Source organism: Streptomyces sp. NPDC043870 (assembly GCF_056435785.1).
In genome coordinates this window covers 78,030-101,128 of record NZ_JBWKDT010000012.1, presented here as the reverse complement: position 1 = coordinate 101,128, position 23,099 = coordinate 78,030, and the positions used below count along the sequence as shown (strand labels likewise).

General features: G+C 69.9%; 23 protein-coding genes and 1 tRNA gene. 14 read left to right on the top strand and 10 right to left on the bottom strand.

All coding sequences use genetic code 11. From position 1 onward, the window contains the following. Positions 1–143 precede the first annotated feature (143 nt). On the bottom strand, positions 144–818 hold the full coding sequence (locus tag AC0699_RS17630; protein WP_478660877.1) for a YdcF family protein: 675 nt from the start codon (positions 816–818) through the stop codon (positions 144–146). Further along, a complete protein-coding gene (locus AC0699_RS17625; RefSeq protein ID WP_478660875.1) occupies positions 815–1,609 on the bottom strand; it encodes a GntR family transcriptional regulator in 795 nt (264 codons plus the stop codon). The genes AC0699_RS17630 and AC0699_RS17625 overlap by 4 nt, the downstream gene beginning before the upstream one ends. Before the next feature lie 466 nt (positions 1,610–2,075). Here AC0699_RS17625 and AC0699_RS17620 point away from each other — a divergent pair, with 466 nt between their 5' ends. The 10 genes from AC0699_RS17620 to AC0699_RS17575 all read left to right on the top strand — a co-directional run bounded on the left by AC0699_RS17620 (position 2,076) and on the right by AC0699_RS17575 (position 11,454). Further along, positions 2,076–2,345, top strand: a complete 270-nt coding sequence (locus AC0699_RS17620) for a DUF6284 family protein (RefSeq protein WP_478660873.1) — start codon at positions 2,076–2,078, stop codon at positions 2,343–2,345. Continuing rightward, complete coding sequence (locus AC0699_RS17615) at positions 2,342–2,794, top strand: Pycsar system effector family protein (RefSeq protein ID WP_478660871.1); 453 nt, start codon at positions 2,342–2,344, stop codon at positions 2,792–2,794. Before AC0699_RS17620 ends, AC0699_RS17615 begins: the two co-directional genes overlap by 4 nt. Further along, entirely contained in the window at positions 2,791–3,651 is an 861-nt protein-coding gene (locus tag AC0699_RS17610; RefSeq protein WP_478660868.1) for a protein spdB, read from the top strand. The genes AC0699_RS17615 and AC0699_RS17610 overlap by 4 nt, the downstream gene beginning before the upstream one ends. Before the next feature lie 63 nt (positions 3,652–3,714). Then, complete coding sequence (locus AC0699_RS17605) at positions 3,715–4,032, top strand: hypothetical protein (RefSeq protein ID WP_478660865.1); 318 nt, start codon at positions 3,715–3,717, stop codon at positions 4,030–4,032. Positions 4,033–4,091: 59 nt separating this feature from the next. Then, the gene (locus AC0699_RS17600; RefSeq protein ID WP_478660863.1) at positions 4,092–6,212 is read left to right on the top strand and encodes an FtsK/SpoIIIE domain-containing protein; all 2,121 of its coding nucleotides are present in this window, start codon (positions 4,092–4,094) and stop codon (positions 6,210–6,212) included. 207 nt (positions 6,213–6,419) lie between these two features. Further along, positions 6,420–6,878 (top strand): hypothetical protein, encoded by a 459-nt coding sequence (locus AC0699_RS17595; RefSeq protein WP_478660861.1) that lies wholly within the window; start codon positions 6,420–6,422, stop codon positions 6,876–6,878. Between the two features lie 86 nt (positions 6,879–6,964). Then, positions 6,965–7,810 (top strand): bifunctional DNA primase/polymerase, encoded by an 846-nt coding sequence (locus tag AC0699_RS17590; RefSeq protein WP_478660859.1) that lies wholly within the window; start codon positions 6,965–6,967, stop codon positions 7,808–7,810. 2 nt (positions 7,811–7,812) lie between these two features. Continuing rightward, complete coding sequence (locus AC0699_RS17585) at positions 7,813–9,285, top strand: ATP-binding protein (protein WP_478660856.1); 1,473 nt, start codon at positions 7,813–7,815, stop codon at positions 9,283–9,285. Positions 9,286–9,775: 490 nt separating this feature from the next. Then, a complete protein-coding gene (locus AC0699_RS17580) occupies positions 9,776–9,976 on the top strand; it encodes a helix-turn-helix domain-containing protein (protein ID WP_478660854.1) in 201 nt (66 codons plus the stop codon). A 68-nt stretch (positions 9,977–10,044) separates the two neighbouring features. Further along, positions 10,045–11,454 (top strand): tyrosine-type recombinase/integrase, encoded by a 1,410-nt coding sequence (locus tag AC0699_RS17575; protein WP_478660852.1) that lies wholly within the window; start codon positions 10,045–10,047, stop codon positions 11,452–11,454. A gap of 46 nt (positions 11,455–11,500) precedes the next feature. Here AC0699_RS17575 and AC0699_RS17570 read toward each other — a convergent pair. Then, positions 11,501–11,574: transfer RNA gene (locus tag AC0699_RS17570), tRNA-Thr, on the bottom strand. Between the two features lie 226 nt (positions 11,575–11,800). Here AC0699_RS17570 and AC0699_RS17565 point away from each other — a divergent pair. The 3 genes from AC0699_RS17565 (at position 11,801) to AC0699_RS17555 (ending at position 14,372) form a co-directional block, all read left to right on the top strand. Continuing rightward, entirely contained in the window at positions 11,801–12,937 is a 1,137-nt protein-coding gene (locus tag AC0699_RS17565; protein WP_478660849.1) for an ABC transporter ATP-binding protein, read from the top strand. Between the two features lie 201 nt (positions 12,938–13,138). Then, the gene (locus AC0699_RS17560; protein ID WP_469766904.1) at positions 13,139–13,561 is read left to right on the top strand and encodes a hypothetical protein; all 423 of its coding nucleotides are present in this window, start codon (positions 13,139–13,141) and stop codon (positions 13,559–13,561) included. Between the two features lie 91 nt (positions 13,562–13,652). Continuing rightward, positions 13,653–14,372, top strand: coding sequence for a nucleotidyltransferase family protein (locus AC0699_RS17555; RefSeq protein ID WP_453660633.1), 720 nt, complete (start codon positions 13,653–13,655; stop codon positions 14,370–14,372). 136 nt (positions 14,373–14,508) lie between these two features. Here the strand turns inward: AC0699_RS17555 and AC0699_RS17550 are convergent, their stop codons facing one another. From AC0699_RS17550 to AC0699_RS17520, 7 genes are all read right to left on the bottom strand, one after another. Continuing rightward, positions 14,509–16,113, bottom strand: a complete 1,605-nt coding sequence (locus tag AC0699_RS17550) for a DoxX family membrane protein (protein WP_478660846.1) — start codon at positions 16,111–16,113, stop codon at positions 14,509–14,511. Between the two features lie 335 nt (positions 16,114–16,448). After that, positions 16,449–17,399 carry a 23S rRNA (guanosine(2251)-2'-O)-methyltransferase RlmB gene (gene rlmB / locus AC0699_RS17545; protein WP_469766901.1) on the bottom strand — a complete coding sequence of 317 codons (951 nt, stop codon included), beginning with the start codon at positions 17,397–17,399 and terminating at the stop codon, positions 16,449–16,451. Between the two features lie 106 nt (positions 17,400–17,505). Beyond that, the gene (gene cysS / locus AC0699_RS17540; protein WP_478660843.1) at positions 17,506–18,906 is read right to left on the bottom strand and encodes a cysteine--tRNA ligase; all 1,401 of its coding nucleotides are present in this window, start codon (positions 18,904–18,906) and stop codon (positions 17,506–17,508) included. Positions 18,907–19,029: 123 nt separating this feature from the next. Continuing rightward, positions 19,030–19,437, bottom strand: coding sequence for a PPOX class F420-dependent oxidoreductase (locus tag AC0699_RS17535; RefSeq protein WP_478660841.1), 408 nt, complete (start codon positions 19,435–19,437; stop codon positions 19,030–19,032). 140 nt (positions 19,438–19,577) lie between these two features. Further along, positions 19,578–20,117: a 2-C-methyl-D-erythritol 2,4-cyclodiphosphate synthase gene (gene ispF, locus AC0699_RS17530; protein WP_478660839.1), complete on the bottom strand. Its 540-nt coding sequence runs from the start codon at positions 20,115–20,117 to the stop codon at positions 19,578–19,580. After that, entirely contained in the window at positions 20,107–20,844 is a 738-nt protein-coding gene (ispD, locus tag AC0699_RS17525) for a 2-C-methyl-D-erythritol 4-phosphate cytidylyltransferase (protein WP_478660837.1), read from the bottom strand. The genes ispF and ispD overlap by 11 nt, the downstream gene beginning before the upstream one ends. Positions 20,845–21,252: 408 nt before the next feature. Further along, a complete protein-coding gene (locus tag AC0699_RS17520; protein WP_017945956.1) occupies positions 21,253–21,735 on the bottom strand; it encodes a CarD family transcriptional regulator in 483 nt (160 codons plus the stop codon). A gap of 565 nt (positions 21,736–22,300) precedes the next feature. Between AC0699_RS17520 and AC0699_RS17515 the strand changes: the two genes are divergently transcribed. Continuing rightward, on the top strand, positions 22,301–22,954 hold the full coding sequence (locus AC0699_RS17515) for a copper chaperone PCu(A)C domain-containing protein (protein WP_478660832.1): 654 nt from the start codon (positions 22,301–22,303) through the stop codon (positions 22,952–22,954). Positions 22,955–23,099: the final 145 nt, after the last annotated feature.

Below are 23,099 nucleotides of genomic sequence, written 5' to 3'. Positions count from 1 at the left end.
GCCGAGCGGGGCGGAGACATGAGCGCGGGCGCGGACGACGGCCCGCGCCCGCCGGGAGAAGCGAAGCGACGACGGGTGCTTGATGAAGCAGAGGTATTTCGGGACGGCGCCAAGAATGATGGCATCGTGGTCCGTCCTCGGACTCACGCGCCAGGACGGGCCGCAACGTCAGTCGGTAGGAGTCGGCTGGTGAAGCCCTCGACGCACAGCCGCTCGTACGCGGCAACGATGGTGTCCGGCACAGCCTGCTCGATGGCCAGACCCCAGCCGGGGAAGACCAGCACTCGTTGCAGGGCGCCCACGATCATGTCGATCACCATGCGAGCGTCCCCGATGGAGTCGGCGTACTCCTCCAAGCCCATCGGCGTGGACGCGCACACCACCTCGACCTCGGCCCACAGCTTCCGCATCATGGCGTACGAGCGCCGCTCTTCGTACGGCTTGCTCACGAGCAGGACCGACGAGACCGTGATACCGGCCTCGGCCAGCACTGCTTTCGTGAACTCGATGTTCTCCCCGGTGTTTGTGGCGCGCGGCTCCAGCAACACGGCGGAGTCGGGTACGCCGAGCTGCAACGCCCGCTCGCGGTAGTGGACTGCCTCGCCGCGCGGCATGCGCGCTCGGGTCGTGGGGCTGGTGGACCCGGTGAACACGATGACCGGCGCCATGTCCTGGAGGTACAGCTCCGCTGTCACGTCGGCCACGCCAAGGTCGTGACTGCCCAGGCCGACGGCCACCGAGCAGGGCCGTGGGTCGTGGTGCATGCGGTGGTAATCCCAGAGGAGCCGAGCGTCCGCCCATGCCTGTGCCGAGATCATTCCTGCCCCTTCGCGTCCTGTGCCGAGTCGGGAACCTTGAAGTCGTACTCCCACGCGAAGCGCGATGCCGCGTGGATACCGACGGCGAACTCAACGACCATGCCGTCGGCGGTGTAGGTCGTGCGGTGCAGCTCGACGACGGGCTCTCCCGGCGGCAATTGCAAGAGCTTCACTTCGTCCGCCATGGGGACGCGGGCGAACAGAGCCTCTTTCATGTGGTCGATCTCGTACCCCGCGTCGTACAGCACCCGGTATCCGCCGCCACGGCCGGCGGGGCCCGGCGTGGGATCGACGATGCGTGTCCCCTCGACGTGTTCGGGTCGGTAGTAGCTGGTCAGAGTGTGGGTGGGCTGACTGCCCTCCTTCACCAGGCGGGCCCGCGCGTACACTTGGGAGCCCACCGGGACACCAAGCCCCCCGGCGACGAGATCACTCGCCTCGACACGGCTCACGGTCTGCGTCTGCTCGTTGCGCTTGTACTGGCGCCCGGACGCCACGCGGTCCGCGATGAACGCGACCTCATCGCCGTCACGCCACTTCGCCTTGTCGTACCGGGCGATGCCAAGCCGCTTGAGTGGGGCCCGCGGGCGCACAACCGTGCCGTGACCACGTGACGACGTCACCAGCCCTTCGGCCTCAAGCGCTTTGTACGCCTGATGGACCGTGGACTTAGAGCCCTCCCCAGCCTCGACAAGGTCTCTGATCTGGGGCAACTGGGCCCCCGGCGCGTACTCGCCGTTCCTGATCTGTTCCGCGAGCCGATCCGCCAGCTCGCGCCACTTCGGTGCCACAGCCGATCTCCCTCCGATACGTCCCAGTGAAGCACAGTCCCAGGACTGTTGACAGTCCTGGGACTGCGTGCCATCTTCTTCTCAGGCCGCTCGCAGTCCCAGGACAGCGAGTGGAAGGGTCCCTCTTTGGGTTGCCTTCCACGATGCGGCTAGGGGCCCGGGACAGAGCGGGCTGAGGGCACCGGATCCCTGGTCAACCGGATGGCTAAGGCCGAAAGGCCAACGTCTCCATACGCCTACGAACGGGAGCACGCTCCCGAAGGAGACATCTGCACCACCGCACGGCTCAGCCCCGGCATTCAGCCGTGAAGGGCGCGGGATCGAATTCCGCCCGGGGCACTCCGGCCGCTGTTCTGCGGTCGCACCGCGCACGACGCGCGGTTCACCTCCAACGGCGAGCGGTCCCCGGGTGGCACCCCAGGGACCGCAGTCGGGCCGTTGCCACCTTGCAGGGAGAACACGACCCATGACGTCCATCGTCACTGTTCAGGACGCTGTTACCGCGTTCGCCGACTTCATGGAGCCGACGAACGCTGAGCTGGACGCGATCGAGCAGGAGATCCCCGCGATCCTGGCGGAGGTCGACCTGTTGGACGCTCAGATCATCGCGCTCAACCACACGCCGAACGAGGTCGACGCCAAGCGCGTGCGCCGGGCGTTCGGCAAGGTGCTGGAGGAGCGGCGGGCGCTGGCCAACCGCACCGCCGGCGAGCGCACGGCGGGCGGTGCCGCGTGAGCGCCGCCGAGCGGAACCTGACCGCCGCGCACGCCGAGGTGAAGGCGGAGATCGCGCGGACCGACACCAAGACCGGTCTGCTGCTGGCGTTCATCGGTGCGGTGCTGGCCGGTGCGTGGACGGTCGCCAAGGACACCCCGCTCACCCTGCCCGCCTACATCGTGGGCGGGTGCGGGATGGCGGTGCTGGTCGCTGCGGCTGGTCTGTTGCTGCGGTCGGTGCGGCCGAACCTCAAGGGGCGTCACGGCTTCCCGCTGTGGGCGACCCTGACCGCCGAGGAGATCACCACCACGCTCGCCGAGGTCGACCTGAGCGCCGACATCGCCGGCCTGTCCCGGCTCGCGGTCGCCAAGTTCACCGGGCTGCGCCGCGCCATCGACCTCACCTGCCTCGGCGGCGCCCTGCTCGCCCTCGCCATGCTGGTCGCTCTGGTGGAGGGTGCGGCATGAGGGGCAAGACCGTTCTTCCCGCCGTCGGGATGACGGCGGTGTCCATGGTCCTCACCCTGGCCGTGGTGCTGATGTGGCTGAGCACGGCGGTGCCGTGGCCGGTCGCGCTGGTCGTCGGTCTCGGCATCGACGGCGGATGGCTGGCCACGCTCACCTATGAGCGCCGCCTGGCCGCGCAGGGCGACCACAGCCGGACCGTGACGATGGTCGGCTGGTCGTTCGGCCTCATCGCGACCGGCGTCCTCATCGCCCACGCCCTGACCGCCGAGCACTCTGTTGGCGCATGGCTGGCTGTTGCCTGGCTCCCGATCGCTGCCAAGGCGCTGTGGCTGGTGCATGGGCTGTGGGAGCGGACCGCGCTCACCCCCGGCGCGCTCGGTGCGATCCGGGGTATCCAGCAAGAGGCCCTCGATGAAGCGGCCGTTGCCCGTGCCCGGTTGCGCGCGGAAGCGGCCACCGAGGAGACCCGGCTGACGGCCGTGACGGAAGCCGGGGCCCGCGTCGCACGCGTCCAGGCCAAGACCGCGTCGACCCTCGCGGGGGCGTGGTCGACTCTGGAGGCGGCGCGGGACGGTGAGGACACCGGCAGGGCGCTGACCAGCGTGACGACCCGCGTCACACACGGCGTCACACCCACGTGGGAACTGCCCGTGTGGGGCCCGATCGAGCCGGTTTCCTCGCTCGCACTGGAGACCGGTCCCGCGCTCACCGATGACGCGCTGGACGTGCTGGTCGACGAGATCCGTCACAGCCAGACGCCCCCGCTGTCCTACCGCGAGATGGCCATCCGGTTCCGCTCAAACGGGCACTCCGCCTCCGAGGTCCGCCTGCGGGCCGCCTGGAAGCGGGTCGCCTGACGGGCCCCGCCCGCACCCGCACACACCCCTCAATCCCTCCTGTCTGAGGAAGGTCAAAGACTCATGGGCAACTCCGACATCCGCCGCCTTGACCGCGAGATCGAGCGGACCACGAGGAAGCTCGAAGCGGTCCGCCGGGGCGAGTGGTGGCCGCTGACCAGCCGTGAACGCCTGTCCATGACCCGCGCGATGGCGAGCGGCGCCCGCAGCGTCCACAAGGGCCGCAGCGCGACCGGCGCCGAGAACCGCATGGACTCCATCGGTTCCGCCGCCGAGACGCGGCTGAACGCGGAGCTGATGGCTCTGCACGGGGAGCGTCAGCGGCTGATCACCGAGGCCGCCCGCGCCAAGGCCGCCAAGAAGGCTTCCCGCTGGTTCTGACCAGCCACATGGCTCCCCGAACTCCCGCCCCCGAAGGGGCAGTCAGGAGCACTTCCAGCATGTCTGAGAACGTCGTCAACCTTCACAAGCCCACCGACCCGGCGGGCAACACCGACACGGCGCCCACGGTGCTGACCGTCGTCCCCGACGCCCCGGCGGCGCGGCCGGTGCCGCTGTGGGTGCGCTCCGGCCACGCCGTCAAGCGCATGGCCACCGATGAGCGGACAAAGACCGCAGGGCGTGTGGTCGTCCGCCACGGCGCCTATGTCGCCGGTGGGGCCCGGATCGTGGCCCGTCGCACGTGGGACGGCAAGACCGCCGCCCGCTACGAGCGGATGCTCCGCACGGCGGAAGCCGCGGGGAACATGGACGCAGCGATGGAGTGGGAGGAGCGGTTGCAGCGCTACCGCGACGCCCGTCACCGCCGCCGCATGGACCTGCTGCACTCACCCGTTGAGGCCGCCAAGGGCGTAGCCGTCGGCACCGGCATGGGCATCGGCGCCCTGGTCGCGCTCGGGGTCGCGCAGGCCATCGCGACCGAGGACATCACCGATGTCATCACGCCGCTCATGGCCGTGATCGGCCTCATCCACACCCTCATCGTCATCGTCCAGGTGGTGTGGGGACCGCTGGTCACCCTCGGCCCCCTGTTCGCCCTGCTGGGCATGTGGAGCGTCGGCCGGCACCGGCAGGCCGCCCCGCAGTGGGCGCTCCCGGCGACCGTCCGCAACAGCGAGGGCGAGCCGATCACCCCGTCCATCGTCGTCAAGGCACTGCGTGACCTGCGCATCCCCGCCCTGCGCAACGCCATCAAGGAGATGGGCGATGCGGGCGCGTCCATGCTGGGCCCGATCCGAATCGCCGGGTGCGGGGTGGAAGTCGACGTCACCCTGCCGTCGGGGGTGTCGACCAACGAGGTACAGGGCAGGCGCCGCAAGCTCGCCGAGAACCTCACCCGGCACGAGCACGAAGTGTTCATCACCATCCCCGAAGCCGCCCGCACCGTGCGGCTGTGGATCGCCGACTCGGGTGCGCTGGATGAGCCGATCGGCCCGTCCCCGCTGGTCACCGACGAGACGATGACCGCCGACTACGCCAAGGGCAAGGCCCCGTGGGGACAGGATCTGCGCGGCGACGCTGCGGCGCTGAGCCTGTACCAGCGGCACCTGTTGATCACGGGGTTGTCGAACCAGGGCAAGACCGTGGCCCTGCGCTCCCTCGCGCTGTGGGTCGCACTCGACAAGTCGGTGCAGTTCCTCATGGGCGACCTCAAGGGCGTGGGCGACTGGGCCATGTTCGACGGGCTCGCCAACACCCTCATCCAGGGCCCCACCGATGAGCACGTGATCGAGGTGACGGAGATGGTCGAGGGTGCCGTGGAGGAGATGAACCGCCGTCTCCAGGCCCCGCCCGGTACGGAGTTCCCGCCACTGATCGTGATCGTGGACGAGGCGCAGGTGGCGTTCATGTGCCCGGCCGTGGACGAGGACAAGCGCCCCTACGGCGGGTCCAAGGCCAAGTCCCGGTACTTCACCGCCGCCCGCAAGCTCCACAACCAGGGCCGCGCGGTGAACGTGCTGCTGTGGCAGGGCACCCAGGACCCAACCGACCAGAACCTCCCCAAGCTCGTCCGCGAGGGCGCCCACACCCGCGCCTCCCTCGCACTGGGCACCGAGTCGCAGGCCCGCATGGCGCTGGGGGACAAGGCGGTCGACGGCGGCGCCGCGCCGAACCTGCTGCGGCCGGGCCTGGATCAAGGAACGCTGGTCGTCGCCTCGTCCGGGATCGATATCCCGAAGGGACAGTCGTCCATCACGGTGCGCACGCACTACATCGATGACGCCGCGGCCAAGGCCATCACCGACCGCGCCAAGGCGCTGCGCGACGGCGTCACCACCCTGCACGCCATCGAGCGGGACGAGGACCGCGACCCGCTCGCGGACATCGCCTCCGTCCTCGGGGACGCGGCCCGGGTTCTCACCGCCGACGTCCTCAAGCGGCTCGCGCTGCTGAACGAGGACGCCTACGGGGGCTGGACGAACAGTGACCTCAAACGGGTGCTGGACGCGGCCAGTCCGGAGATCGTCTACAAGTCCGACGGCCGCATGGTCGTCGGCCGCGACCGCCTCACCCGCGCCCTTGCCAACCGCGACACCGACGGTTCCGCTTCCGCCGCCTGACGGCAGGGAGCCGACCCCGCACGGGTCAGGGAGGCAGGGAGAACTCCCTGACCCCCTCCCTGACGCACCTCCCTTCCCCTGACCTGCACGAATGATCAGTCAGGGAGGCAGGGAGGACCGCAGGTCCCCACCCCTCAAACCCCCTCCAGGAGCCACCCCCAAGGGGGTGGCTCCGCCTCCCTGACCCACCACCGGAAGGGATTCCGCATGTTCCCCGACAGCGGCCACCACACGCCCCCCGGGCGGGCCGTGGAAGTCCACCACCCCACCCCCATCACCCCCGCCGCGACGGCGCCGCTGGTGCCCGTCCAGCCGCACGGCGTGCCGACCGTCGCGTCCGTCGTCCTCCCCGACGGGCGGGTCGTCACCGGCTACGCCATCGACCACGCCCGCCCGGAACCGGCTGCGCCCAAGCCGCCCGTCTCCCGCGCGGCCGTGAACGTCGCCCTCGGGGGCGTCGGCTTTCTCGCCGTGTGCGGCGGACTGCTGATCCTCACCACGTTCATCACCGCCCTGACGGCGCTGATCACCCAGCTCATCACCCTCGCCGCCGTCATCTTCGGCGGCTGGATCGCTGTCCAGGTGTTCAGCGCGGGCGGAGACAAGGGCGGCACCACGGTCAACATCCGCAAGGCCGTGATCAAGCGCAACCGCTTCTACCAGTAGCTACGCCAAGGGCGGCCCCCGTCTCGCCAAAGCCCGGGGCCGCCCTTGTGATCCAGCACGCTAACGACGAACTGGAGACCTCCAGCATGACGCAACCGACCCACATCCGGCGAGCGCTCGACCTCGCCGCGCACGGCGTCCCCGTGCTGCCCTTGCGGGCAGGGAAGGTGCCGTTCGGTAACTGCCCCGCCTGTGCCGCCAATGCGTGTGGCGGTCGGCCGAACATGAAGACCGTCGGGCCCTGCACATGCCCGCGCCCGTGCCACGGCTGGGCCGCCGCCACCACCGACCCCGACGTCCTCACCTCCCCGCCGTGGGCGTCCGCATGGCGCCAGGCCGCCGCCGTCGCCTACCACCCCGGCGGTGCCGGTCTCACAGTCGTCGACCTCGACAACGCCGCCGCCGTCCAGTGGGCCCGACGGACGCTGCCCGCCACCCGTACCGTGGCCACCACGCGGGGCGAGCACTGGATCTACCGGGGCACCATGCGGTCCGTGAACGGCGTGCGCGAGCGCGTCGACATCAAGTCCCTGATGTCCTACGCCCGTTGGCTCGCTCCTGGCATCGGCGCCACGGTCGCTCTCCCGGACGCTGTGCGCGCGCTGGCAGTAAAGGAACCGTCCTCGCCCCGCAGGGCGCCACAGACGCTCACAGTGCCTCTGAGGGGCGAGCAGGGGCAGTGCCCGCACCGCACCCGTACGTACCTGGACCGCGGCATCGCCATGGCGGAGCAGCGCATCACCGAAGCGCGCAGCGCGGTGCACACCACCGTGTACCGGACGTTCCTCGCCGTGCTGTCCGTCCACGGCCGGTGCGGCTGCCTCACCGACACCCACGTCACCAGGTTGTTCACCGCCGCTCAGGCCAAGGGCGAATCGCTGCGGCACTGCGCCGACGCGTGGGCCAACGCCGCGACCCGGTTGGGGCTGTGACCATGGCCGACGACGAGAAGACACCGGCCCGCGAGGTCATCACCGATTACGCGCAGACGCACTTCCGTTACTTCCGCACCGTCGACGGCACCGTGTACGCGCAGCGCAACGGCCACCCCGTCGCCCGCCCGATCCGCTCCCAGGGCACCACCGGAAGTCACCGCCAGGAACTCATGGTTGGACTGTTCCGCGACGGACTCGGCGTGTTCAACGGCACCGCCCTCAAGGAGGCGTTGGACTTGATCGAAGCGCTCGCCCTGACCGAGAACGTCCAGCCCACCCACATCCGCGTGGCGCCCGGGTTCGACGGCGCCACGTGGCTCGATCTGGGCCGCGATGACGGCAAGTCTGTCCGTATCCACCCCGCCGGATGGGACATCCTCACCCCCGACCCCCGCGAGGTCTGCTGGCGGCGCACACAGCTCACGGGCGAACTCCCCCTGCCGGCCAAGGACACCGACGGCAAGGGCATCGACCTCTTGCTCCGCCTGTGCAACTTCGCCAGCGCGGAGAGCGAGTGCCTGGCCCTTGCCTGGCTGATCGGCTGCCTGGAACCGTCCGTGCCCGTGCCGGCCCCGTTCCTCACCGGCCCCCAGGGGGCGGGCAAGTCCACCGGTGGGCGGATGCTCGTGCGGATCATCGAGGGGATGAGCGGTGACCTGCGCAGGGCGCCGAAGGATGAGGAGAACATGATCACGGCGGTCGCGGCCGGATGGGTCACCGCCCTGGACAATCTCTCCCATCTGCCCCCGGACCTGTCCGACCTCATGTGCTGCATCGTCACCGGCGCCGAGAGCATCAAGCGGGCGCTGTTCACCGACGGCGACGTTGTCCGTTCCCGCTACCGGCGCCCCATGCTGCTGACCGGCATCGACGTCGGCGTCATCCGCCCCGACCTCGCCGAACGCCTCCTCCCGCTCCGTCTCGTCAGGCCCCGAGTGCGGCGCACTGAGGCGGAGCTGTGGGCGGAGTACGCCGAGGTGCTGCCCGTCGTCCTCGGCTCGCTCCTGGACCTGACGGTCAAGGTCCGTGCCGTGGAGGCGGAAACGCCGACCGACCTGCGCATGGCGGACTTCGCGCACCTGTGCGCGCAGCTCGACGCGGCCACCGGTCTCGGAGCGCTCACCGCCTACCGGGCCAGCCTGGACGACCTCAACGACGACGTCATCGAGGGCGACCTGTTGGCACAGACCGTCCTCCGGCACGCCGCCGACCTCGAACCGGGCGCCGAGCAGCGGATGACCTCGACCGAGTGGCTGCACTGCCTCACCCGCCTTTACAGCGGCGAGGACTGCCGCCCCCTGCCCAAGGGCTGGCCGACCACCGGCAAAGTCCTCTCCGACCGCCTCAAGCGCCTACAGCCGACCCTCGCCGCCCGTGGCGTCCTCATCGACTCCGGCCGCACCAGGGAGGGCCGCTACATCGAGATGACCCGCGCACCCGCCCTGACCTTGCACGAGCAGCAGACGTTCTGACCGGCACCCGACCGCGCAAGCAAGAAGAGCACCCCCTGCCCGGGGCGTGCTCTTCTTGCTGTTCGGCGGCTGCGCCGCCCTGCGATGGACGCGCCGCGCAGCGGCCCCGTCTTCACGCACTGAGCGCCACCGCACCACCACAGACACCCCGTTCTCTTTTCCTAAGTAGGGGAAGGCTGCGTCACAGCGTCACAGGCCGCCCGGAAGACAGCGGGTGACCTGCGCATACAGCCCGTGACGCAGACGGCATCGGCTGCGTCACGCCGCGTCACCTGCGTCACCTGCGTCACCGGTGACGCACTGCCTGCGTCACAGATGACGCACCCTCAACCCTCTGCGTCACCACAAACCCGCAGGTCAGGACCCCTGAATGACGCACGTGACGCCGTGACGCAGAAATCCGCACCTCGGACACACTCGGACTCCCCGAATTGAGCCCCAGCCTCCGAGAGTCCGCTCCCCACCGTCTCCGGCCAGGAAGGCAGTCCCGATGAGCACCGCGCTCCCGCCCTCCGACCAGTTGCTGTACACCCCGAAGGAGGCCGCCACGGTCCTCCGCTTCGGCCGCTCCACCGTCTACGAGCTGATGGCCGAGGGCCTTCTGAGGTACGTCAAGCGAGGCCGCTCCCGCCGCATTCGCCGCAGCGACCTGGAGGCGTACGTGAACAACCTCGAACCCGAATCCCCCTGACCCACGCCCCACCCAAGGCGCCCCCGGACACAGCATCCGGGGGCGCCTTCCGCATGGAGGAACAAAGGTTGAGCTCCCGCAGACCGAACATGGAATCGTCGATCTACCAGGGCAGCGACGGCTGGTGGCACGGCCGCGTCACCATGGGCGTCAAGGACGACGGAAAGCCCGACCGGCGCCACCGCCGCGCCAAGACCGAGGCCGAGGTCAAGCGCAAGGTCCGCGAGTTGGAAGACCTCCGCGACAAGGGCCGCGCCCCCAAGGCCGGCCGCAAGCCGACCGTGGCCGAGTGGATGTCGACGTACCTCACCGACATCGCGAGCCTGAAGCTCAAGCCCCGCTCTCTGGACGACTACTGGTCCAAGACCCGCAACGACATCGTCCCCGGCATCGGACAGCACCGACTCGACAAGCTGCAGCCCGAGCACCTGGAGCGCATGTATCGCCGGATGCTCGACGAGGGCCACGCGGAATCCCACGTGCTCAAGGTCCACCGCATCCTGTCCCGCGCCCTGAAGATCGCCCACCGCCGTCGGATCATCGGCGAGAACGTGGCCACACTCGTGGACCCGCCCACCGTCGACGAGACCGAGACGAACCCGTTCACGATCGAAGAAGCCAAAGCCTTCCTCGAGGCCGCCACCAAGCGACCCACCTTCATGCGCTGGGTCGTCGGTGTCGGCATGGGCTTCCGGCAGGGCGAAGCCCTCGGATTCCGATGGAAGTACGTCGACCTGGACAACGAGCTGTTCCACCCCCAGTGGCAGCTCCAGCGCCTCACCTGGCGCCACGGCTGCAAGGACGCCCACACCTGCGGCGGGCGCCTGCACCGCTTCGACCCTTGCCCACCCGACTGCAAGACCCACAAGGGCTACAAGCGCGGCTGCCCCAAGCCGTGCCCGAAGGACTGCACGAAGCACGCCAGCACCTGCCCCGACCGCAAGGGCGGCGGACTCGTCTTCACCCGCCCCAAGACCAAGAAGAGCCGGAATTCCGTCCCCATCCCACCCCCGTTCATCCCGTACCTGCTGGAGCACAAAGCCCAGCAGGAGGAAATGCGCGCCGCCGCGGGCGACGAGTGGCAGGAGCACGACGCGCTTTTCACTCGGCCGGACGGTCGGCCGATCGACCCCCGCGACGACTGGAAGGAATTCAAGGAGCTGCTCGAAGAGGCCGGGATCGACGACCGGCGCCAGCACGACGGTAGCCGCCACACCGCCGGCACGATCCTGAACGAACTGGGGGTCGACCTCCCCACGATCATGGAGATCCTCAGGCACTCTCAGATCGGCCAGACCCGCCGCTACGTCAAGGGCAGGTCCCACCTCGCCAAAGCCGCCATGGTCCGCATGGGAGACACCTTCATGCCCGGCCCGACACCTGCACCGGACCCCGCCGCGAAACCGGCGTCTGAGACCAGAACTGAGACCGTCGACACCCGCGCGGCCCGCGCCCGACGCCGTCGCCGTATCCGCTGAACGGAAAACCCCAGGTCAGCCATCGTCTGACCTGGGTCTGTTCCAGAGCCCCCTGTCGGATTCGAACCGACGACCTACGCATTACAAGTGCGTTGCTCTGGCCAGCTGAGCTAAGGAGGCATCGCGCACGTCGCATGCCGCGTGCGGAGGCTCCCCCACTTTACACAGCGGCCAATCCCCCGGACCACGCGATTCGCGGCCTCACAAAAGTGCGCTGCTCTGCCCTACTGACAGACCCGCGCATCGCCAGGTACCGTCACCTGGAGTTCACTCCGGTGGACTAGACCCATCCTTCCTTCCACTCGGATCGTCCGGCACGTTCCTGCCGGTGAAGGGACACATCACCATGGCCACTGTCACTTTCGACAAGGCAACCCGGATCTACCCGGGCTCCACCAAGCCCGCCGTCGACGGTCTCGACATCGAGATCGCGGACGGGGAGTTCCTCGTCCTCGTCGGCCCCTCCGGCTGCGGAAAGTCCACCTCCCTGCGCATGCTCGCGGGCCTCGAGGACGTCAACGGCGGAGCGATCCGCATCGGTGACCGCGATGTCACCCACCTCCCGCCGAAGGACCGGGACATCGCCATGGTGTTCCAGAACTACGCGCTCTACCCGCACATGACCGTCGCCGACAACATGGGCTTCGCGCTCAAGATCGCCGGGGTCAACAAGGCCACGATCCGGCAGAAGGTCGAGGAGGCGGCGAAGATCCTCGACCTCACCGAGTACCTGGACCGCAAGCCGAAGGCGCTGTCCGGTGGTCAGCGGCAGCGTGTGGCGATGGGCCGGGCCATCGTGCGTGAACCGCAGGTGTTCCTCATGGACGAGCCGCTGTCGAACCTCGACGCGAAGCTCCGTGTCTCGACGCGTACGCAGATCGCGAGCCTCCAGCGCCGTCTGGGCATCACCACGGTGTACGTGACCCACGACCAGGTCGAGGCCATGACGATGGGTGACCGGGTCGCCGTGCTGAAGGACGGTCTGCTGCAGCAGGTCGACTCGCCGCGCAACATGTACGACCGGCCGGCGAACCTGTTCGTCGCGGGCTTCATCGGCTCCCCGGCCATGAACCTGGTCGAGGTGCCGATCACCGACGGCGGTGTGAAGTTCGGCAACAGCGTCGTCCCGGTCTCGCGCGAGGCGCTGTCCGCCGCCGCGGACAGGGGCGACCGGACCGTGACCGTCGGTGTCCGGCCGGAGCACTTCGACGTGGTCGAGCTGAACGGTTCGGCGGCCGCCTCGCTGTCGAAGGACACCGAGGACGCGCCGGCCGGCCTGGCCGTGACGGTCAATGTCGTCGAGGAGCTCGGCGCGGACGGCTATGTGTACGGCACCGCCGAGGTCGGCGGCGAGCAGAAGGACCTGGTGGTCCGGGTCAACGGCCGTTCGGTGCCGGAGAAGGGCTCCGAGCTGCACGTCGTGCCGCGGCCGGGCGAGACGCACGTGTTCTCGACGTCGACGGGCGAGCGCCTCAGCGACTGACGTCGGCTCAGGTCGTGTGACATACGTGATCGGCCCCCTCGTTTCGACGAGGGGGCCGATCACGCATGTCGACAAATACCCCGGCAGATCGGGCAATTCACACACCGGCGTCAACGCCTGATTCGAAAAGAAGACTCGAACCATCCCTCGCGCGAGTGACTAAATGTCGCCAAATCACTACCGACCGCTACGCTCGCCTGCGTGACCCACACAGCCCGCCGTATCGGCCGCACTCTCGCTCTCGTCCTGCCCGTCGTCCTGGTGCTCTCCGGAACTCTCGCGGTCACCAGCGTCCCGTGGGCAGGGCGCAACTCCGAGTCCCAGATGCTCACCGCGTCCTCGGAGAACGTATCGGTCCGTGCCAAGTCCCGTGCGCCGCACGAGGTTCTGCGCGAGAAGCTTCTCACCGAGCTGCAGGAGAAGGACCCCGGCGTCGCGCTCACCAACCTCCAGCGTGAGGTCGAGGCGCGTCCGTCGCTGGCCCGCCACTGCATGTCGATCGCGAAGGATCTCGGCCGCGCCGCCGTGGCCCGCTACGGCCCGACGCTCGCGCAGTCGTACTCCCGGCCCGTCTGCGACACGTCCTTCGCCGCCGGCGTCTCGCAGCAGGCGCAGGGCAGCTGAGCCGGGCGGTGCGACGGCACGCGGGGTCCCCCGCAGCACCGGAGGACGACCGGAAAGAGGGACCCCGCCGGGCAGCGCTTATCGTGCCCGTATGCATACGTATCCGACGCAGGCCGTGGTCCTGGCGGGCGGCCAGGGCTCGCGGCTGCGGCCGTACACCGACGACCGCCCCAAGCCGATGGTCGAGATCCCGGGGACCGGGACTCCGATCATCGGCCATCAGCTTGCCTGGCTGGCCGCAGAGGGCGTGACCGACGCCGTGGTCTCCTGCGGGCACCTCGCCGAGGTGCTGCAGGACTGGCTGGCCACCGCCGACCTTCCGCTCCGGGTCACGACCGTCGTCGAGTCGGAGCCGCTGGGCCGGGGCGGCGGCCTCAAGTACGCCGCCGCGAGCCTTCCCCACCCCGACCGGCCCTGGTACGCCACCAATGGCGACATCTGGACGCGTTTCTCGCTGCGCGAGATGGCCGGGTTCCACGCGGAGCGGGATGCGACCGCGACGCTCGCGCTGGCCCGGCCGCGCATTCCGTGGGGCGCGGTGGAGACCGACGAGTTCGGCCATGTTCTCGACTTCATCGAGTCGCCGCCGTCTCCGTATCTCATCAACGCGGGCGTGTACGTCTTCTCCGCGGCCTTCACGGCCCTGCTGCCAGACCGTGGGGACCATGAGCGCACCACGTTCCCCCGGCTGGCGCGTGAGCGCGCCCTGGCCGGGTTCCCGCTGCCGCAGGGGGCGTACTGGCGGGCGATCGACACGGCGAAGGACCTCACCGAGGCGGCGAAGGAACTCTCCGCGCACGCGCCACGCTGACAGACGCCGGGCATGGCTCGGCGCACGGCTCGGGCACAGCGCCGGGGTACGTCGCGTACGTCGGCATACGCCGGAGGGGCGGTCACCGAGCCCCGGCTCGGCGACCGCCCCTCGGTCTGTCGGGGCCTGTCGGGCGTCAGCCCAGGAGGCCGCCGATCGGGTTCCGGTTGCCGCCCGAACCTCCGCCTTCGCCGCCTCCGCCGTTGCCTCCACCGCCGCCGGAGCCGCCGTCGCCGGACCCGCCCGTACCGCCGCTCCAGGCGCCGCCGTCACCGGTCGAGGAGGGGCCGGAGTTGCTGGACGGCGGGTTCACCGGCTCGGACTGTGTGGGGGACTGCCGGCTGTCGGCTCCCTGGGACTGGCTGGGGCTGCCCGACTCGCCGACGCGTGCGGTCTCGCTGACCGTCTCGGACGGCTCGGCCTTCTCCGCGGAGGGGCTGCTCGTCTCGCTCTTCGACGGCTCGGGCTGCCGCTCCGCCTCGCTGGAGGGGCTGCGTCCGCCCGATTCGCTCGGCAGCGGGGCGCCCGGGAGGTGGTTGGTCGGGTCGACGTTCGGACCCGGTACGGTCACGAGATCCGTGGACCGTACGGCGCCGCCGAGGATCGAGCCGATCAGCAGCGTCAGGCCGACGACGACGGCGGCGAGGACTCCGCCGCGCCGCAGCACCCGGCGCCGCAGCTCCCACAGCTCGGAGCGCGGGCCGAGCTTCCGCCAGGCCTCGCCCGCGAGTCGCCCGTCCACCGAGTAGACGGGTGCGCCGGCGATGATCAGCGGGGACCAGGCGGCGAGGTTCATGATGTCCGGTGCGTCGTACACCGGGACGGTCCGCCAGCTCACGGTCATGATCAGCGCGGCGGAGAGCAGCGCGCCGACGACGGCCGCGACGCGCTGCCAGAGGCCGAGGACGGTCAGTACGCCGACGACGACCTGCAGGAACGCGACGGTGAGTCCGGCGCCGACCGGATGCGAGAGCGCGAAGTCGCGCAGCGGCTCGGCGAGTGCCCAGGGCTCCAGGGAGGTCAGCCACTTGACCATCGAGCCGCGCTCGCCACCGTCGAAGTAGACGGGGTCGCAGAGCTTGCCCATGCCCGCGTAGATCGAGATGAAGCCGAGGAAGACGCGGAGCGGGAGCAGTACGACGCCGAGGTTCATCCGGCGGCCGGGGTAGTAGGCGTGCCGGACGGCGCCCTGCGCGGCGGTCGCGGGCGGCCGCTCGCCGATGTCGTAGGCGAAGTCGGGCTCTTCCTCGGCCTCTTGCCCGTACGGCTCGTACGCGTCGTACGCGCCCTCCGCCTGCCGCATCGGCGGCAGGAGTGGTCGTCCCGGGCGGCCGCCCTGGGCGCCGATGACGGGCGTGGGCATGGTGTCGGAGGCCAGGTCGACACGGGGGATGACCTGGGTGGCGGTGCCGCCGTCGTAGCCTCCTCCGGCGTGCGTGACCGCCCCGGAGCTGCGCATGGCCTGCAGCAGGCCGGTGGCGCCCGGGTCGCCCGGAGCGGACTTCCCGCTCCACACGACGGGCGCACGGCGGCGCGCCGTCGTACCCGCGCCACTGAGGGAGGGGATCCTGGCGGTGTCCGCCGTGCCTCGTGCGGGACGTGCGGTCCGGCTCGGGCCGAGTCTCACCCGGAAGCTGGCGTGGTTCACGATGACCTGCGCGGGATCGCAGTCCACCTTGACCATGCTCAGGGGGAGCTGCTCGTCGAACCCGGGCCGGGGCGTTCTGGTGTCCACACTCATCTAACCGAGTGACCTGTGTTTAGGACACTGCCTTGACGGCCGTGAAATGTCCGAGACCCGTCAAGATCGGCACATCGTTCCGAGTTGAGGAACCGGCGTTCGGTTGTGCCGCGTCAGTCGCCCCTCGGTTCAAGGAAGTTGACCGGGAGGGGAAGGCGGATCCATGGCCGACGGTGCCGGCGGGGGCGGCCCGCGAACCGCCGGTCAGCTCGTCTTCGGGGGTTTCACTGTTCCGTGACGGCGCGGGCGCTCGGCGACCAGTGGCTCCCGACCGGCCCACCGCCGCGCCCACGCCCTGTGTGGGGGCGCGCCGTACCCCCACACAGCGCGACAGGTCAGCCCCTGCGGCGCGCCGCCTCGTACAGCACCACGCCGGCCGCGACGCCCGCGTTCAGGGACTCCGCTCCACCCGGCATCGGGATGCGGACGCGGAAGTCGCAGGTTTCGCCGACCAGACGGGAGAGGCCCTTGCCCTCGCTGCCGACGACGATGACGACCGGGCCGTCGAGGGCGTCGAGCTCGCCGACCTCGACCTCGCCGTCCGCCGCGAGGCCGACGACGGTGATGCCGGCCTTCTGGTAGGCCTCCAGGGCGCGGGTCAGGTTGGTGGCGCGGGCGACCGGGGTACGGGCGGCGGTGCCCGCGGACGTCTTCCAGGCGCCGGCCGTCATGCCGGCGGCGCGGCGCTCGGGGACGACCACGCCGTGGCCGCCGAAGGCCGCGACGGAGCGGACGACCGCGCCGAGGTTGCGCGGGTCGGTGACGCCGTCGAGGGCGACGATCAGCGGGTCCTCGCCGTCGTCGAAGGCGGCGGCCGCGAGGTCCTCCGGGTGCGCGTACTCGTAGGGCGGGACCTGAAGGACGAGCCCCTGGTGGTTGAGCCCGTTCGTCATCCGGTCCAGCTCGGCCCGCGGCGCCTCCATCAGGTGGATGTTGCCGCGCTGCCCGGCGAGCTGGAGCGCCTCGCGCACCCGCTCGTCGTTGTCGATGAACTGCTGGACGTACAGCGTCGTCGCGGGTACGCCGTCGCGCAGCGCCTCGAAGACGGGGTTGCGGCCGACGACCATCTCGGACGAGCCCTTGCCGCCGCGCCGGGCGACGGGGCGCCGCAGGGCCTGCTTCGCCTTGGCGTTGGCGACACGGTTCTTCACATGACCCTTGCGGGCCGAGGCAGGCGGCGTCGGGCCCTTACCCTCGAGGCCGCGGCGTCGCTTGCCACCGCTGCCGACCGTCGCGCCCTTCTTGTTGGACGTACGGCGGTTCCTGCGCTGGCTGTTCCCGGCCATGACCTTCCTGTTCCTCTGGATCTGCGATCCACATGCAGATGCGGGTCGCGTGTGTACGTAAGACAAAGTGTGCCGCCCGGACGGCCGGGCGGCACACTGTCGCTGGTCAGCGGGGTCCGAGTGTCCAGCGCGGGCCGTCCGGGCTGTCCTCGATGACGAGCCCTGACTGGTTGAGCTGGTCGCGGATCGCGTCCGCCGTGCCCCAGTCCTTGCGGGACCTGGCCGCCTCGCGCTGCTGGAGCACCATCTGTACGAGGGTGTCGACGACGCCGTGGAGGTCCTCGCCGCGGTCGGTCTCGTCGGCCCATTGCGGGTCGAGCGGGTCCAGGCCGAGGACGCCGAGCATGGCCCGCACCTCGGCGAGCCGGGCGACGGCCGCTTCCTTGTCGTCGGCGGCCAGGGCGCTGTTGCCCTGCCGGACCGCGGTGTGGACGATGGCGAGCGCCTGCGGCACACCCAGGTCGTCGTCCATGGCCTCGGCGAAGGCGAGCGGCACCTCGGCGGCGGGAGCGACCGCCTCCCCTGCCTTTTCGGTGACTCGCTGCACGAATCCCTCGATACGCGCGAACGCCGACTCGGCCTCGCGCAGGGCCTCCTCGCTGTACTCGATCATCGAGCGGTAGTGCGGGGTGCCCAGGTAGTAGCGCAGCACGATCGGCCGCCACTGCTTGACCATCTCGCTGACGAGCACCGAGTTGCCGAGCGACTTCGACATCTTCTCGCCGCTCATCGTCACCCAGGCGTTGTGCACCCAGTACGACGCGAAGTCGTCACCGAACGCCTTGGCCTGCGCGATCTCGTTCTCGTGGTGCGGGAAGACCAGGTCCAGGCCGCCGCCGTGGATGTCGAAGGCGGAGCCCAGGTACTTGTGCGCCATGGCCGAGCACTCCAGGTGCCAGCCCGGGCGCCCCCGCCCCCACGGCGTTTCCCAGGACGGCTCACCCGGCTTCTCCGCCTTCCACATCGCGAAGTCCCGCGGGTCCCGCTTGCCGGTCTCGCCCTCACCGGAGGGCTGCCGCAGATCGTCGATGTCCTGGTTCGACAGTTCCAGGTAGCCGGGGAAGGAGCGCACGTCGAAGTAGACATTGCCGTCGGCCTCGTAGGCGTGGCCGCGCTCGATCAGGCCGCGCATCATCTCGACCATCTCGGTGATGTGGCCGGTGGCCCGCGGCTCGTACGTCGGGGGCAGGCAGCCCAGGGCGTCGTAGCCGGCGTTGAACGCGCGCTCGTTCTCGTAACCGATGGACCACCAGGGGCGTCCCTGGAGCGCCGACTTGGCGATGATCTTGTCGTCGATGTCCGTCACGTTGCGCACGAACGTGACGTCGTAGCCGCGGTGATCGAACCAGCGGCGCATGATGTCGAAGTTGAGTCCGGACCTGATGTGCCCGATGTGCGGGGCGGACTGCACGGTCGCGCCACACAGGTAGATCGAGACACAGCCCGGCGTGAGCGGGACGAAGTCACGGACCTGCCGGGCGCTGGTGTCGTACAGCCGAATAGTCACCACTCAAGAGTAGTGGCCCTGCGGCAGTGCCCCGCGCCCCTTGGGGACGCGGGGACGAATTGTGACCGGAAGCCCAGCGGAGCCACGGAATGCCACGAAAGGCCACGGAGGGCCGGGGAGCGGTCAGGCGAGCGAACCGACGACCTTCCGCGGGGTGACCCGGACGACCACGCGCGCAGCGTCCTTGTGGGCCTCCGGGTTGAACTCGGCGTACGGCTTGCCGGTGTACTTCATGGACAGTTCGTCGATGAGCTCCTGGCCGCCTTCGGTGGTGAGCGTGGCGGTGCCGCGGATCTCGCCGTACAGGTACGGCTCGTCGAAGGGCTGGACGAGCACGGTCACCCGCGGGTCGCGCCTGATGTTCTGCTCCTTGCGCCGCCCGACGGTCGTCGAGATCAGCAGATCGTGGCCGTCACGCTTCACCCAGACCGGAGACACCTGAGGGCTTCCGTCGGGCTGGATGGTGGCGAGTTTGACGAACACGGGGCCGTCGAGGATTTCTTTGAGCTTGTCACTGAGTGCGGCGGTCACGGTGCGGTCCTCCTGAACCGGTTGCACAGGAATTGATTCACTTCACAACCGCTACCCCACGCAGGCGCCCGCACCGTGTCAGGACGCGCGACTGCATCCTCCCGGGGGACACCCCCGGGGACCCCCGGCCTACGAACCCGTCACCCCAGGCGACCCGTGCTGTCGCCGTGCGGCGAGGTGCGGTACACCAGCGCCGTGGCGATCGCCGCCAGCCCTTCGGCCCTGCCGGTGAGCCCGAGTCCGTCCGTCGTCGTGCCGGACACGGACACCGGCGCTCCGACCGCCGCGCTCAGCACCTTCTGCGCCTCGTCGCGGCGCTTGCCGATCTTGGGCCGTACGCCGATGACCTGGACGGCGACATTGCCGATCTCGAAGCCCTCGGCACGGACGATCCGGGCGGCCTCGGCGAGCAGGGTCACCCCGGCGGCGCCGGACCACTCGGGGCGGCTGGTGCCGAAGTGGGCGCCGAGGTCGCCGACGCCGGCGGCGGAGAAGAGGGCGTCGCAGGCGGCGTGGGCGGCGACGTCGGCGTCGGAGTGACCGGTCAGGCCGTACCCGTCGCTGTCCGGGCCTTCCCAGAGCAGTCCGGCGCACCACAGTTCGCGGCCCTGCTCGAAGGCGTGGACGTCGGTGCCGATGCCGACCTGCGGCAGCGGGAGACGAGATGCGTCAGAAGCCATCGTTGGCCCTCCTGCGGGCGAGTACGGCCTCGGCGAGGACGAGGTCCAGCGGGCGGGTCACCTTGAACGCCTCTTCATGGCCGGGTACGACCACGACGGGCACGCCGAGCTGCTCGACCATGCTCGCGTCGTCCGTGACGTTGTCGGTGACGGTCTCGTGGGCGCGTACGAGGATGTCGCGGTCGAAGCCCTGCGGGGTCTGCACGGCGCGCAGCCTGGCTCGCTCGGGGGTGGCGACGACCGGCTCCGGCTCGCCCTTCTCGCGCGGCTCGACCTGCTTGACGGTGTCGGCGAGCGGCAGGGCGGGGACGACGGCGGGTGCGCCGTCCCGTACGGCCTCGATGACGGCGTCCACGGTGTCGACGGGGACCAGTGGGCGCGCCGCGTCGTGCACGAGGACGGTGCTGACCGTCTCGGGGAGCGCGTCGAGTCCTGCGCGTACGGACTCCTGGCGGGTGTCGCCGCCGGCCACGACGAGGAAGTCGGTCCGCTCGGGCAGGGCGTGGTCGTCGAGGAGGGTCTTGACCTCGGCGGCACCTTCCGGCGGGGCGACCACGACGACGAGCGAGACGGCCCGGGAGGCCGCCATGGCGCGCACGGCGTGGATCAGCAGGGGGGTGCCGTTGAGGGTGCGGAGCGCTTTGGGCGCGCCCGGGCCGAGCCGTACGCCCCGGCCTGCCGCGGGGATCACCACGGCGGTGCGGCCGGTGCGCGTTTGGTCTGACATCGGTTCCACTCCGGAGGTCGGGGAGGACGTCCCCCTTTGGCATGCCCAGGGTGGATCGGCATGGCCAGGTTTGTTTGGTCGGCCGATATGGGTATGGCCAGAGCGTGCCGGGCGCGACGCCTTGACCGGACCCTTTCCGTGACAACTGGTTGAGCCAGCTGCGCCAGCTGCCCGGGCCCGGCACACCAAGGATGTCGGGGGACGGGGGACGTGGGTGATTGAGATTCTGAGGCGGCTCGCGTGCCGTGCGGTGCCTGCGAGGCACATGCCGCGATGAACATGCCGCAGTGCCCGGCGACACAACCTTCCAGCTGGTCAGCGGGCACCGCGGCATTCAGTTCTGCACCGTGGACGCTTGCCTGTATCTGAGCCTGGTATCAGGACGGCGTCCTGGTAGTCAGGACCGCGTCAGGACGCGAGGACCTCGTCGAGCAGAGCCTCGGCCTTGTCCTCGTTCGTGTTCTCCGCGAGTGCCAGCTCGCTCACCAGAATCTGGCGAGCCTTGGCCAGCATGCGCTTCTCTCCCGCGGAGAGACCGCGCTCACGCTCGCGACGCCACAGGTCACGCACCACTTCGGCGACCTTGATGACATCGCCGGAGGCGAGCTTCTCGAGATTTGCCTTGTAGCGACGGGACCAGTTCGTCGGCTCCTCGGCGTACGGCGCGCGCAGCACGTCGAAGACCCGGTCCAGCCCGTCCTGACCGACCACATCGCGCACGCCAACGAGATCCGCATTGTCCGCCGGCACACGTACCGTCAAGTCGCCCTGGGCGACCTTGAGCACCAAGTAGGTCTTGTCCACGCCTTTGATCTGGCGAGTTTCGATGGCCTCGATCAGCGCGGCCCCGTGATGGGGATAGACCACGGTGTCGCCAACCTTGAACGTCATGTGACAGGTACCCCTTCCGTGGCTATCCAGGGTAACACGAGAACGGCTTCTTCTGAATGGCGTTTTCGCAGGTCAGGGCATATCTCGGGGCTTGACAACAGCAACATGAACGTGCTGCGGACGCCTTCCGGAAGGGGGTATTCGCAGGTCGGAGCGGCTGTGCGCGCGCACAGAAACGCGCACGTTACATGCACCACAACCCCTACCCAAGCGGACGAACGTCCCGATTTGCCTGGTTCCAAGCAGTGTACTTCGCGTACTCCGTTCGAGGCCCGGTCACCCGTCCGGCGGGACGGCGAGAACGAATCCGGAATTGATCACCGGGCACCCGTCGGAGGTTTTCCGTAAGGAATGTGTGAGGGCCCACGGAATTGATCAACCTGGTTATGTGAACGGCAGACGAAATCCGGCTCCGGGGAGGGCGGGGCTGCGCGCGCGGGCGGGCCGGGCCGGGGCGGGGCCGTTTCGGGGGCGGGTCGGGTGCGGGACCCCGACGGGGGGTCGGTAACCTAAGCGCGCTGACACACCTTTAGCCCGTCCGTACGTCCTAGGAGATGCCGCCGCCGTGAGCAGCAGCCTTCGACGCGGCGCCCTCGCCGCCACCGCCCTTGCGATCTCGATCGCCTCGCTCTCCGCATGTGCTGCGGGCAACAATGCCCAGACGCTCGAAGTCAAGCCGGACAACGCCGAGACCTCGGTCGGAGACATCAAGATCCAGAACGCGGTGGTGATCACGCAGGCCGAGCCGAAGGCGGAAGGCCCGGCGGTCGTCTCGGCGACGCTGTTCAACAACAGCACGGAGGAGCAGACGCTCGAGGCCGTCACGCTGCCCGGCACCACGGCGACGGTGAAGCTCACGTCCGCCAAGGGCTCGGGTCCGGTGACGCTCCCGGCCGGCGGCTCGATCGTCCTCGGCGGCAAGGGCAATGCGGCCGCGACCATCGAGAACAGCGCCGCGAAGAACGGGGACGTGCAGACCATCGCGTTCCGGTTCAGCGAGACCGGGGATGTCAGCATCGACGCGTTCGTCGTTCCCGCGACCAGCTACTACAAGGACTTCGGCCCGACCGGAGCGCCGCAGGCCCCGGCGGAGTCGCCTGCCGCCACGCCGACGGGCAGCCCCACCGGCAGCCCGACCGCCCCGGAGGGCGAGCACGGCGGCGAGGCCACGACGACGCCGTCCGGCTCCTCTTCGGCCTCGCACGACGCGGGCCACTGACGCACGTACGGCGGGGGGGGGGGGGGGGGGGGGGGGGGGGGGGGGGGGGGGGGGGGGTGTGGCGGGGTGGTGTGTTCTGCTTTTTGTCTGGTTGGGTTTGTTTCCTGTGTCTTGTTTGTTTCGTTGATGTTTTTCTGTCTTTTGT

Coding starts and splice junctions, on each gene's coding strand:
- AC0699_RS17585 (WP_478660856.1), top strand. CDS start 7,813: ATGGCCGACGACGAGAAGACACCGGCCCGCGAGGTCATCACCGATTAC.
- ispD (WP_478660837.1), bottom strand. CDS start 20,844: ATGTCAGACCAAACGCGCACCGGCCGCACCGCCGTGGTGATCCCCGCG.
- AC0699_RS17580 (WP_478660854.1), top strand. CDS start 9,776: ATGAGCACCGCGCTCCCGCCCTCCGACCAGTTGCTGTACACCCCGAAG.
- AC0699_RS17605 (WP_478660865.1), top strand. CDS start 3,715: ATGGGCAACTCCGACATCCGCCGCCTTGACCGCGAGATCGAGCGGACC.
- ispF (WP_478660839.1), bottom strand. CDS start 20,117: ATGGCTTCTGACGCATCTCGTCTCCCGCTGCCGCAGGTCGGCATCGGC.
- AC0699_RS17620 (WP_478660873.1), top strand. CDS start 2,076: ATGACGTCCATCGTCACTGTTCAGGACGCTGTTACCGCGTTCGCCGAC.
- AC0699_RS17595 (WP_478660861.1), top strand. CDS start 6,420: ATGTTCCCCGACAGCGGCCACCACACGCCCCCCGGGCGGGCCGTGGAA.
- AC0699_RS17590 (WP_478660859.1), top strand. CDS start 6,965: ATGACGCAACCGACCCACATCCGGCGAGCGCTCGACCTCGCCGCGCAC.
- AC0699_RS17555 (WP_453660633.1), top strand. CDS start 13,653: ATGCATACGTATCCGACGCAGGCCGTGGTCCTGGCGGGCGGCCAGGGC.
- AC0699_RS17520 (WP_017945956.1), bottom strand. CDS start 21,735: ATGACGTTCAAGGTTGGCGACACCGTGGTCTATCCCCATCACGGGGCC.
- AC0699_RS17630 (WP_478660877.1), bottom strand. CDS start 818: ATGATCTCGGCACAGGCATGGGCGGACGCTCGGCTCCTCTGGGATTAC.
- AC0699_RS17550 (WP_478660846.1), bottom strand. CDS start 16,113: ATGAGTGTGGACACCAGAACGCCCCGGCCCGGGTTCGACGAGCAGCTC.
- AC0699_RS17610 (WP_478660868.1), top strand. CDS start 2,791: ATGAGGGGCAAGACCGTTCTTCCCGCCGTCGGGATGACGGCGGTGTCC.
- rlmB (WP_469766901.1), bottom strand. CDS start 17,399: ATGGCCGGGAACAGCCAGCGCAGGAACCGCCGTACGTCCAACAAGAAG.
- AC0699_RS17600 (WP_478660863.1), top strand. CDS start 4,092: ATGTCTGAGAACGTCGTCAACCTTCACAAGCCCACCGACCCGGCGGGC.
- AC0699_RS17565 (WP_478660849.1), top strand. CDS start 11,801: ATGGCCACTGTCACTTTCGACAAGGCAACCCGGATCTACCCGGGCTCC.